Source organism: Vibrio sp. 10N.261.51.A4 (assembly GCF_041471945.1).
GTDB lineage: Bacteria > Pseudomonadota > Gammaproteobacteria > Enterobacterales > Vibrionaceae > Vibrio > Vibrio crassostreae_C.
In genome coordinates, this window is the sequence record NZ_JBFRPJ010000115.1 from 17,168 (window position 1) to 28,250 (window position 11,083).

11 protein-coding genes are annotated in these 11,083 nt (G+C 43.8%); 2 read left to right on the forward strand and 9 right to left on the reverse strand.

All coding sequences use genetic code 11. The features are described 5' to 3' along the window. Window positions 1-39 precede the first annotated feature (39 nt). The gene (locus tag AB4384_RS22050) at window positions 40-300 is read right to left on the reverse strand and encodes a DUF5062 family protein (protein WP_017072477.1); all 261 of its coding nucleotides are present in this window, start codon (window positions 298-300) and stop codon (window positions 40-42) included. A 447-nt stretch (window positions 301-747) separates the two neighbouring features. On the opposite strand from AB4384_RS22050, the gene AB4384_RS22055 reads away from it, so the two are divergent. Then, window positions 748-963, forward strand: coding sequence for a hypothetical protein (locus AB4384_RS22055; protein WP_372130125.1), 216 nt, complete (start codon window positions 748-750; stop codon window positions 961-963). A 153-nt stretch (window positions 964-1,116) separates the two neighbouring features. On the opposite strand, the gene AB4384_RS22060 is transcribed toward AB4384_RS22055, so the two are convergent. Beyond that, entirely contained in the window at window positions 1,117-1,695 is a 579-nt protein-coding gene (locus tag AB4384_RS22060; protein ID WP_372130126.1) for a Qnr family pentapeptide repeat protein, read from the reverse strand. Between the two features lie 319 nt (window positions 1,696-2,014). Between AB4384_RS22060 and AB4384_RS22065 the strand changes: the two genes are divergently transcribed. Beyond that, the gene (locus AB4384_RS22065) at window positions 2,015-2,605 is read left to right on the forward strand and encodes a TetR/AcrR family transcriptional regulator (protein WP_017061080.1); all 591 of its coding nucleotides are present in this window, start codon (window positions 2,015-2,017) and stop codon (window positions 2,603-2,605) included. A gap of 92 nt (window positions 2,606-2,697) precedes the next feature. Here AB4384_RS22065 and AB4384_RS22070 read toward each other — a convergent pair whose 3' ends face one another. The 7 genes from AB4384_RS22070 to AB4384_RS22100 form a co-directional block, all read right to left on the reverse strand. Beyond that, window positions 2,698-3,945 carry an anaerobic sulfatase maturase gene (locus tag AB4384_RS22070; protein WP_372130127.1) on the reverse strand — a complete coding sequence of 416 codons (1,248 nt, stop codon included), beginning with the start codon at window positions 3,943-3,945 and terminating at the stop codon, window positions 2,698-2,700. Between the two features lie 118 nt (window positions 3,946-4,063). Continuing rightward, window positions 4,064-5,809, reverse strand: coding sequence for an arylsulfatase (locus AB4384_RS22075; RefSeq protein ID WP_372130128.1), 1,746 nt, complete (start codon window positions 5,807-5,809; stop codon window positions 4,064-4,066). 124 nt (window positions 5,810-5,933) lie between these two features. After that, on the reverse strand, window positions 5,934-6,365 hold the full coding sequence (locus AB4384_RS22080) for a tetratricopeptide repeat protein (protein ID WP_372130129.1): 432 nt from the start codon (window positions 6,363-6,365) through the stop codon (window positions 5,934-5,936). 207 nt (window positions 6,366-6,572) lie between these two features. Further along, on the reverse strand, window positions 6,573-7,778 hold the full coding sequence (locus AB4384_RS22085) for an iron-containing alcohol dehydrogenase (RefSeq protein WP_016797848.1): 1,206 nt from the start codon (window positions 7,776-7,778) through the stop codon (window positions 6,573-6,575). Window positions 7,779-7,991: 213 nt separating this feature from the next. Further along, entirely contained in the window at window positions 7,992-8,435 is a 444-nt protein-coding gene (locus AB4384_RS22090) for a hypothetical protein (RefSeq protein ID WP_010432014.1), read from the reverse strand. A gap of 54 nt (window positions 8,436-8,489) precedes the next feature. After that, window positions 8,490-9,905, reverse strand: a complete 1,416-nt coding sequence (locus tag AB4384_RS22095) for a coniferyl aldehyde dehydrogenase (RefSeq protein ID WP_372130130.1) — start codon at window positions 9,903-9,905, stop codon at window positions 8,490-8,492. A gap of 274 nt (window positions 9,906-10,179) precedes the next feature. Next, on the reverse strand, window positions 10,180-10,662 hold the full coding sequence (locus tag AB4384_RS22100; RefSeq protein ID WP_017061075.1) for a MarR family winged helix-turn-helix transcriptional regulator: 483 nt from the start codon (window positions 10,660-10,662) through the stop codon (window positions 10,180-10,182). Between the last annotated feature and the right edge of the window lie 421 nt (window positions 10,663-11,083).

Consider the following 11,083-nt stretch of genomic DNA (forward strand, 5'->3'; position numbering starts at 1 on the left):
ACCGCTAGGTTTCACACATAAAAACGAGTTAGTCTCTGCTTACTTCAGAGGATCATTATCAGGCAAAGCGTTGTGTATCCATAACGCTAGGCGCTTCTTAATATTTGCACCATCCAACTTACTGTCTGGTAACGGAGTGATTTGATTTACTTCAACAAGAAATAGATAAACAGCCTTAACCTTGATTGGTTGAGATGAGTTCGGCAAATCGAAACCTTGCAACTTTGCCATTTTAAAACCGACTTCTAGAGCCTTCTTAACCAGCTTATCTTCATTCATGATCTTCGCGGTTTTCGACATATCATCTCCATCATCTTCGTAGATTGAACCTTGAGTATACCAAACTGAATCTAAGACAAGATTACCGCGCTCTCAATTCGAACACTCTCTTTGATAAATGACATTAAACGAATTCAGCCCCTAAATAGATACCTGCCTAATTGACATGTACAGGGCGGAAATCAATACGCAAACGGTATCTTAACAAAACACTCAATAAGTGAGACCTTAAGCCAAGAAATCAAAACGGAGCGAATTTTAGCTTAATATCCAACAAAATACCGAATACTATGTTTTCTTATAAAAATGATAAGCACTCTCTTTTCTATAGATAAACCACTGTTATTTAACTGATTTTATATAATGATGACTTAGTTCATATTTACAGTCACCTATAACGAAAACTTATTTACAAAACACTCATTAAGAAAATAGAATAAATCCACTAATTTTATACTGGTGTTAAAAATGCGTTACCTATGGGCTTCATTCTGTCATAAAAACCCTGTTCCCGGACGAATCGTTCATATCCTTGTTATGTTGATAGCGTTAGCTTCTATCGTCGTGCCACTGATTTCAAAAGACGCCACAACCATCATAGCCTCACTGTGTGTCGCGCTAGTATGCTTTGTCCTGTTCGTGTTCTTTGCACTCTGCGACAAAATGCGTTCAGGTATGCATTAATAAGCCCTATATTCGCCAAGCATTCTCTTTTCTAAACTTCATTATAAAATGCAGGCTCCAAATACAGAAAGCCCAAAGCTATTAGCTTTGGGCTTTTCTTCTATCGCGAAATCTTACATATTCCAAATAGCCTGCCGTTGGAAATTACAGCTATCAATCAGGCATCACCACAATACCCATGCTTTCAAGCAGTTGTTCTTGTTGCCACGCGACAATTTTGATTCCTGTTGTATCTACTTTGCGAGGATCTAACCCTTCTAATTCAGCATGGCATAAATTCGCCCCTTGCATACTAAATTGCCCCCATACATCTTCCGAGAACACGCCTCGGCTAAGATCGGACTCTTTTAGTGACGCGCCGCCAAGGTAAGTGCCTATCCAACGGTTCTCAAACAGCTCGCACTTCTCTAAACAAGCTTGTTCAAAATTGGCGTATGACAGGTTACAGCCCGTAATATATGCTGAGCAAAAGTACATTCTATTGCTTACCTGATTGGCAAAATTCGCACGAGTGAAGTTCGCCCCTTTCAGGTCACAATCACGTAACTCAATACCGTAGCAATTCGCGTTGCTAAAATTCGCCATCGCCAACTGACAGTTAATAAACGTTGCATCACGTAAGTTCGAACGTCTGAAATCACAACGGATAAACGTACAGGCTGTAAATGTAAGCTCTGATAAGTCTTGCTGAGCAAAATTGTGGTGATGATAAGTGCTGTTATTGGTGTCCATTTAGCCCCCTAAAGAAATTAAGCTAAGACTACCATTGCGATCTTAAGAAAACACCAAATTAAAAACGAACAAAAACAGCAACTTAAAACACCCAAATTTAGCCATTTTAAGGCACCAAACAGGCCCTTTAAGGTTGTTATTTTCGATTTATAGGTGTGCTTATCTTGAAAAAAGTTTTGTCGCTTAGAAGTGCCAATAAGAGAAAAAGTTACTTTGACGAAACGAGTCAATTATTGACCGCGTCCTAACGCGCTAGACTGGACGGTTGGTATGTTGCTCGTTACACTATTCCTCATTCTCAGCATAAAGAGTAAGAACAATGAAAGACATGCGACAAGCTATGCTCGATGCAGGGTTTAGCCTTATCAATGAACATGGGTTTGCTGGTGTTGGCCTGATGAAAATCATCAACCAAGCGGAAGGCACGAAGGGTTCTTTTTACCATTACTTCAAATCCAAAGAACACTTTGGTGAGATCCTTCTTACTAACTACTTTGATGAGCATCTCGCTAAGCTGGACGACTTTTTAAGTGATGAGTCGCTTTCTCGTCGTGACCGCGTAAAAGCCTATTTCGAGTTTTGGTGTGCATCGAAACTGACTGAAGACTTCAATATCCAATGTCTTGTCGTAAAACTGGCGGGAGAAGTAGCTGGGTCTGAAAACCCGTTGCAATCGACTATGGCAGAAGGCGCTGAAAAGATCATCCTGCGTATGGCAAAACTGTTTGAAGAAGGTAATGAGGCCGGTGATTTCACTATCGCAGAGCCAGAATCGCTATCTCGAACGCTTTATGGTTTATGGCTTGGCTCAACGCTCATGGCCGCCATGCAGCGTAACCGTTCGATTCTAAACAATGCCATGGAAGAGACTCTTCTCGCCATGAGCCCAGCCCAAGAATCGGCTGACTAGATACCCGTTACCAAATACCAAAAGGCTCGCACAATTTAGCGAGCCTTTTATCTAACTTTAAATCTAGATTGAATCCATTCACGCTTACTCCGTTACCCCAGACGAGACGGGATATTATTGGCTTTGAATAAGTCCTTAATAACAGGGTCGATATGCTTGAAGAAGCTCAGCCAACCTTCACAGAGATAATTTAACCCCGCCTCACCATCTCGGCTTGTGATGATACGGTTTTTGGGGCATTCGCCATGACATGCAAATTTAAACTCACAGGCTTGGCATTGTTTCGGCAGAGACTTCTGTTTGGCGAACCCAAAACTCTGCTGCTTTGTCGAAAAGGCTAAAGTTGAAAGTGCTTGTTCCTGAATATTACCTAACTGAAATTCAGGAAATACATAATGGTCACATGAGTACACATCGCCATTGGGCTCAACCGCTAACCCTTTGCCGCAGATCTCACTCAGCGTGCACATGGTGCTTTCTCTGCCCATCCATACACCGACAAAATTTTCAAAGTACGGCACTAACACTCGACCAAAATCGTGTTCAAACCACTCATCAAAAACGGTAGTGAGGAATTGTCCCCATTGCGCAGAGCCGACACTCCACGGTTCAACCTCGCCTGATACGGGAATGATCGCTTGTTGGTTGCTCAACCATTTATTGTTGGTGTGAGCTTCGCGCTTATCGACGACAGGAATAAACTGCAATTGCTTCGAACCCACTTCATCGCGTAGAAAGCGATAGACCTCTAATGGATACTTACCTGTCACATCATTCACGCAGCTTAGAGTCGCGAACTCGACGTTATGTTGTTTCAAGTAGCGAATGCCACGCATTGTTTGAGAAAAAGTGCCTTTGCCTGCACGGTTAGTTCGGTAGTGATTATGTAGGTGCTCTGGTCCATCAATACTCACGCCAATGATAAAGTCATTGTTCTTGAAGAACTCACACCACGCATCATTCAGTAACGTGCCGTTGGTTTGAAGGTCATTGCTGATCTTACTGTAGCTAGGACAATATTTTTTCTGCAGCTCGACGACCTTTTGAAAGTACTCAAGCCCCAACAAAGTAGGTTCTCCACCATGCCAAGAAAAGATGATTTCAGGCGTATTCTGCCCTTCTATGTACTGCTTGATATAACGCTCTAATAGAACTTCATCCATCGTATATTGAGAGCCTTTTGGGTAATCAAGCAGCTGTTGTTTTTCTAAATAATAACAGTAGGTGCAACTGATATTACACACCGCCCCAATCGGTTTTGCTAACGCCTGAAGTTTGCTGTGTGCTTTGCCATTGAACTGCGGAACTGAACTCAAATTTGATAGCGATAATGTCGTCATGAAGAGTGCCTCGATGTAAAAGTTATTGTATTAGCCAAAACAATTCGTAATTCCTTTACACGGTGTTCATCGGCCAACCAAGCTTGATGGCATTAGGTTGGCCGAGTGATTTTTTCCTCTATTTCACGTTTTCAAACGGGTTCCACGCTTCGTCAACCGGGACGATGTTTTGCGCTTTTTCGTACTCTTGATATTCAGCGACCATTTCAAGGAACAGATCTGGCATTTCATTTCTCAAGTCATGTTGCTCGGCTGGGTCTTTCTTGGTGTTGTATAAGTGCCACTCACTGTCGCCACCCATTCCCGTAGAGATTCGAATGATCTTGTAATCACCTTTTAGCAAAATCCCGCTACCAAACAATTCAAATGGAATCGCATTATCGGCACTGTGCACCTCTGCCGTTTCACCTTTGAAGTAAGGCAACAAGCTCACACCACTCATCGGCGCCACTTCTCGACCTTGATATTCCGTTCCTGGATGCTCTACCTCTGCAATTTCAAGAATCGTGGCTGCAATGTCTTTCACTTGTGATAAGTCGTCTGTTTGAGTTCCCGGTTGCAACGCATCTTCACCTTCTAAAAGCGCTTTGGCTGGCTTAACGATAAACGGCACACGGATGCCGCCCTCTGCTGTGTAAGCTTTGTACCAAGATAGGCCGCCGGTTGAAGCGCTTGCCCACTCAGGACCAAGTGACACACTGGAGTTCGCCTTACCTAAGTTTTCGGTCGAATTATCGAAATGATGAGCGGTCCACGTTCGGATCAGGTCACTGATGTTTTCACCGGTAATATCCGCCGCTTCTGGGCCGTTATCCGCTAGATACATGATGTAGGTATTATCGTATTCCCCGATTTCTTTCAGATAATCGACTATCTGACCGACTTGTTGGTCCTGCATCTCCATCATGCCCATCGCCACAGCCATTTTCTTGCCGTACCACTTTTGTTCTTTCTCTGAGAGCGAGTCCCAAGGGCGGCTTAATGAATTGCGTCCTGAAATCTCGGCCTCTTTAGGAATCACGCCCATCTGTTTCATGCGTTCGAAACGATCTTCTCGAACCGAGTCCCAACCATGTTCAACGTAGTAATCGACTTTATCTTGATAGGCCGACTCAGGCGCTTGCAGTGGCAGGTGAATACCGGTGAATGGGACGTAAGCGAAGAAAGGCTTACCGTCGTCTTTTTTGCTGTCGATCATCTTGATGATCTCGTTGGTGTAAACTTGGTCTGAGTATTCGCCTTTGTATTTATCCTCAACCACTTCACCGTTGCGGTAAGTTGGCTCAACTTCGACGCCGGGAATATCGCCTTTTTGCAGCGCATCCGCTGTCGCAGCGTTTTTGGCCGGGAACATCATATCTCGGTTAAAGTGATTCGAACCGCCCGCTAAAATACCGTAACTCTCTTCAAAACCTCGATCGTCAGGTAAGAAGCCATCCTCGAGCCCCAAGTGCCATTTACCAGAGAGGTAAGTGTTATAGCCACTCTCTTTAAGCAGCGTTGCGACCGTAACCCCTTTCTTGGTGAGGTAACCTTCATAACCCGGCTTGCCAATCGCACCCGGATAGACAGCATAGTCGAAGGTGCCTAGCCCAACCTCGTGGCTATTTGCTCCGGTTAACATCATAGAGCGCGTTACCGATGAAGTTGGTGACGCGTGAAAATTAGTAAACTTAACCCCCTCTTCAGCCAGCGCCATTAGGTTTGGTGTATTGGCTTCTGAGCCATAAGGCTGAGTATCGGCAAAGCCAACATCATCGCCAACAATAACAACAATATTCGGCTTTTCTGATTCAGCCGCAAGAGCAGCACTGCTTGCCGCGGCCATTGCAGTGAAGACTAAAGATTTCTTGAATGTCTGCATAAGACGTTCTCCAATTTCTGTGATTAACTTGTTTCAGTAATTAACTTTTCTGCGAGTAACTTTTTCTGTGATTAACTTTTTCTGAGGTTAACCTTTATGTGATTAACCTGAGTTAGGATTTGAATTAATGCGCGGCTTGCGACATCCAATGTAATAAGTCGAACGCAGGGTCATACTCTTGAGCTGCTGCCATGCCAATCCAGGTGACAGCCTCCGCTTGGCTGGCTTGAACGCCACTTCCAGAGATATACATCAACCCAAGCTGTGTTTGAGCTTCAGGGCTACCGTTATTGGCTGCGGTGACGAACCACTCCGCGGCTTTTTCATCATCCTGTTCTACGCCCTCTCCGCTCAGATATAAGTAAGCGACAGAGAGCTGGGCATCCAATTGCCCTTGATAAGCTTCATCCAACAATTGCACGACGTCTTGATGCTGCTGCGATTGATCCATGGTGGCTTCATTCTCAAAGCTCTCGCTTCCAAAGCTTGCCTTGGCAAAAAACAGAACAACCAAAACACCCGCCAAAATCACGGTAGTTAAACGTTTATTGAGCATTTATTTCCTCCTCGGGAATAAAGATCTCGACGTCCCTGTTGAATGAATTAGGTGAAAAGTAGGAATGGCGCGATGATGCACAAGCTTGATAGCAATACGTTTCCGATTTTCATAATTGGCTCTCGAGTAATGATTGTTGAGTGAATCAGGGACTGAATCATCGACTGAATTAAATGGTCATAACATTCAGTCGATTAAGACAGAGACTTAAATCGCTTTCTCTATGATGGTTTCAATCGTCTGTTTCGAGATTGGGTAGAACTGAAAACAGATGTCTTTTTCAATCGCTTCTGCAATGTTGCTCTTCTCTTGCTCATCAAAGTCCCAGCTGCTGAAACGCTTCATCGCACCGACACTGGTTTGGAAGTTGTTTAAGAAGTCCAACACTCTCTGGTAAACCATCTCATCGGTTCCCGTAGTGTCGACAGAGAAAGCTTGAGCTAACTTCGCCGCATTCGGCATATAGAATTCAGGCAGCGCTTCAATCACAACCGGCATTAATACCGTGTTGGCATCGCCATGTGGAATGTGGCTAATCGCACCAAAGGCATGAGCACAGTTGTGAATCGGAATACCGCCTAAAGACGAATAGAAAGCAGAAATCGCCATAGTGCTCGCTTGAAGAAGGTTGCCACGTGCCGTTAGGTTTTCTGGCTCTTTCAATGCCAAGGGTAAGTTTTCAACAATCAATTTTGCAGCCTGAATACCGTAAGCGTCGGTGAATGCATTACTCATTGGCGAGACCATCGCTTCAACAGCGTGTGTTAGTGCATCCATCGCGGTAGAACGAGTCAGATGATCAGGCAGCTTAGTGGTCACCGTTGGATCAAGGATCGCGATATCAGCTTCCAATCCAGACGCGACTAGACTTGCCTTAATGTTTTCATGTTCATTGTAAAAAACAGCAATCGGAGAGGCTTCTGCGCCCGTGCCAGCCGTTGTCGGAACCGCAATGTGGGGCACTCGAATATCTTCATTGTTTGGCCACACATCCATATGACCGCCGCCGGCAATCACCGTACGGATATCATCTATCTGTTTATGAAATGCGTATTTCACGCCTTTAGAAGCATCAATTACACTGCCACCACCAACAGACAAGATCGCATCAGCATTGACGCTGTTTGCAAACTCAATTGCAGCGTTGATGTTGTCGCAAGTCGCGTCTGGCGCGATATCGGTGTACACACCAACAAGTTGAACTGCTTGTTCATTACCTGGCTGGTTCACCTTTTCGTTTACAAACAACGCCGAGAACTGCTCAACAAAACCAAGAGACTCCAAGCCTTTATCAGAAAAGAGCACGACTCTTTGCGCACCTAAGCGACCAAAAAGAGAAGGGATATTTTCAATGCCATTCTCTTGAGCATGAACAATGGTTTTAAGTTGAAAGTTAAAATTATTGGTTGTCATGGTATTTACCTCATTTCTATTTGATGACTAAACAATAACCAATACAAACCGGTCGGTCTAGAGTATTAATGTCAAAGATATGTCAATTAAGATCTTGATGGATCATTGCCCCAAAACGAAAAAAGCCCGCAAATGCGGGCTGTAGTAATAAGTAAGCTAGTGAGTGATCATTAAATAAGTGTCATTGACTCACCATGAGCAACTTATTAACTATTAACGAAGATGAGCTGGCACCTTGCTTTTATCTCTAGTGAGGTAGTAATACAGGTAAACTAAAGAGTAGACAGTCACAAATCCATCGAGCGCAAACACACCGCTCCAACCATAAAACCACTCATAATCGTTGATACATACGTTGTATAAGAATATGCCCACAAACATCGACTTCTCAAATGCGCTGTAAATCATGGTCGATGTACGCAGCGATTTGTACTTCGCCGAGACCATCAACAATATGCCGATACAACCGACCATAACGCCCCAGTGCTGATATGTACCCATCAAATACGTGCTACTTTCCAACATCGTATCGTTGTACGAGAACAGCGTTTGCATGCTCCAATCAGGCGCAAGAAAAGTGGAAAAAGCAGTGGCAGTCAAGAATCCCGTGATCATCAAATACGACTTTATGGTTCTTTCAAAAAAACGTTCCAACATAAATAGCCTCTTATATAAATTTTTAATAATGAATAACGTAATATCAGGTATAACTTACTTGCCTAGCATGCTCATCACAGCTGCTTTTAATTCGTTGTCTTCTCTTGAAAACAGATGCTTAACTCGATGATCTAAGCCCGTTTCCAAAACTGTTTTTGCATGAGAGAAAGTCAGAAAACCTTCTTTACCGTGATAATTGCCCTGCCCTGATTCACCAATGCCACCAAACGGCGCGTCATCAACCGCTAGATGGAAAACACAGTCATTGATACACATTCCGCCGGAATGAACTTGGTGCTTAACCTGAGCCTGTAAACTCAAATCAAAGCTCATCAGGTAGAGTGCTAACGGCCTTGGTTTGCTATTGATGACTTGGAACACCTCTTCGATATTGCGATAAGTAATCAAGGGTAATAGTGGGCCGAAAATCTCTTCGTTCATCACCTTAGATGACAGGCTTGGTTCAACAATCAGGTGCGTCACCAAACGGTGGTTATCTAAGTCCATCGCTTCGTCATGGCAAGCGACGGTTCGCGTTCCTGCTTGTTGCTCTTCATTCAACAAGCCGACAATACGATCGCATTGACGAGGATTGATTAGGGACGTCAAACTCTCGGAATAGACCCCTTCATCGAACAGCAATTGGTACTGTTTTTTATACTCTTGAATGAAAGATTCAACTTTCCCTTCGGGTAGCAATACATAGTCAGGAGCCACACACACCTGCCCGTTATTGAGGCTCTTACCATAAATGATTCGCTCAACCGCGATATCAATTGGCATGTCTTCTGCAACGATAACCGGTGACTTACCACCTAGCTCTAGCGTGACTGGAGTTAGCGTGTCAGCCGCTGACCTCATCACTTGGCGACCCACTTGGGTTGACCCCGTAAACAGAAGATGATCAAACGGCAACGCCGAAAATGCGGCTGCGATTTCTACCTCACCTTCAACCAAGCACACCTCATCGGATTGGAAGACTTCCGCCAATAGCGCTGTTAATACTTGGTTCGTAGCTGGGGTAAATTCACTCATCTTGATCATGGCGCGATTGCCCGCTGCCAACGCCGAAATAAGCGGGCCGACGGATAACATGATCGGGAAGTTCCACGGAGCAATGATCCCGACAACGCCTTTGGGTTGATAAACCACTTCAACACGAGAGGTTGAAAGCAAAGGGCCGGAATGACGAATCGAAGATGTCGACCAATGAGGTAAACACTCAATGCTGTGATCAATATTTCCGATGCAAGGCAATATGTCGGCCATTAAAGTGTCTTGTCGACTGCGGTGACCATAGTCCTCACTCACGGCTGAACACAAACGATCTGTGTAATCGATAAGCGCAGATTTAAGTGCAAGCAACTGCTCAATTCTCACCGATACCGCTGGCATCGGGTTCTGTGCAAAAGCTCCCTGCATGTTGTTCAACGTCATGGTCATTTGTGTTGGCGTCAATTCGTGTTTCATACATCATCTCGTGGTTAAGATGAGCACACAATAATACACAACAGACCGGTCGGTCTAGCGTTTTATTGTCAGAGAATAGTCAATGGAGTTTTGATGACAATCCAATGAGGCGGCTACAAACGGGGCAAAAAGTCAGGGGAATTTAAAATAAGAAAGCGTAACTAACACACAGGGTAAATAGAGATTTTAAATGGCAAGATCAAAAATGGCCGCTTAATACGACCATTTAATAATTACTTAAGTTATTGTTCTAAAAAACAATTTAAAATTAACGTTAACTCTTGGCTACGTTTGCAATGCCTTCAAGCTGAAGTACTGGAGCGGCGTCGATGTCTTCTGCGTTCATCATTGATGATACTCGCTGCATTGAAGAAAGCAGTAAGCTTTGCTCCCACGGCTCTAGGTTTTGGAATTTTTTAACGAAGTTATCTTGCAGCGGTGGCGGCGCATTGTTTAGCAACTCTTGACCTTTTTCAGTCAGGTTTGCGTGTACTTTGCGTCGGTCTGACGAGCTGCGAACACGTTGTACATAGCCATTCAGTTCCAAGCGATCGATGATCGTGGTTGTGGTGGCTTGGCTTACATTGGTGTGATTAGACAATTCTTTGATCGTCACATTACCCATTTCTTGGATTGCTCTCATTAAGATTAATTGAGGGCCAGTCAAACCATACTCTTTACTCAGCTTTTTCGAGTGTAAATCGATAGCGCGAATAATTTGGCGAATAGCGACCAGGATTTCGTCATGTTTGTCCAAGATGCAGACCTTTGTACTAATATACTGTGAATGGTTTTACAGCGTCGAAGCGATGATATGTCCTGATTATTTACGTCAGGTGAGCTCGAATTACACTGTAAATTGATAAATTACTTCATTGATTTTTCCGCATTGTACTGATGTTCATACTATTCTCAATCTTTTCTATACCACTAAACTTGCGTGGTACGGCACTTTTACTTAATGAAGGGGAAATGCAAGCTTCAATGAAGGTAAAAATAGTGAGTCCGAGAATACAAGTTCAAACAATAATATATTTTAATAATCATAGAGGTAGAGAGACTTAACCCTCTCCACCTAATAAAAAACCAGCCCTAATCGCCAAACTGGAAAACGAAATTTTACGCGGCTGTATTCATCTGAAAATTACCCGTTAGTGCGTGGCTTTGTTGCGTAATTA

Bases quoted from the DNA above. Each gene is read 5' to 3' on its own strand.
- AB4384_RS22075 (WP_372130128.1), bottom strand. From the start codon at position 5,809: ATGCAGACATTCAAGAAATCTTTAGTCTTCACTGCAATGGCCGCGGCA.
- AB4384_RS22070 (WP_372130127.1), bottom strand. From the start codon at position 3,945: ATGACGACATTATCGCTATCAAATTTGAGTTCAGTTCCGCAGTTCAAT.
- AB4384_RS22065 (WP_017061080.1), top strand. From the start codon at position 2,015: ATGAAAGACATGCGACAAGCTATGCTCGATGCAGGGTTTAGCCTTATC.
- AB4384_RS22055 (WP_372130125.1), top strand. From the start codon at position 748: ATGCGTTACCTATGGGCTTCATTCTGTCATAAAAACCCTGTTCCCGGA.
- AB4384_RS22080 (WP_372130129.1), bottom strand. From the start codon at position 6,365: ATGCTCAATAAACGTTTAACTACCGTGATTTTGGCGGGTGTTTTGGTT.
- AB4384_RS22085 (WP_016797848.1), bottom strand. From the start codon at position 7,778: ATGACAACCAATAATTTTAACTTTCAACTTAAAACCATTGTTCATGCT.
- AB4384_RS22090 (WP_010432014.1), bottom strand. From the start codon at position 8,435: ATGTTGGAACGTTTTTTTGAAAGAACCATAAAGTCGTATTTGATGATC.
- AB4384_RS22060 (WP_372130126.1), bottom strand. From the start codon at position 1,695: ATGGACACCAATAACAGCACTTATCATCACCACAATTTTGCTCAGCAA.
- AB4384_RS22050 (WP_017072477.1), bottom strand. From the start codon at position 300: ATGTCGAAAACCGCGAAGATCATGAATGAAGATAAGCTGGTTAAGAAG.
- AB4384_RS22095 (WP_372130130.1), bottom strand. From the start codon at position 9,905: ATGAAACACGAATTGACGCCAACACAAATGACCATGACGTTGAACAAC.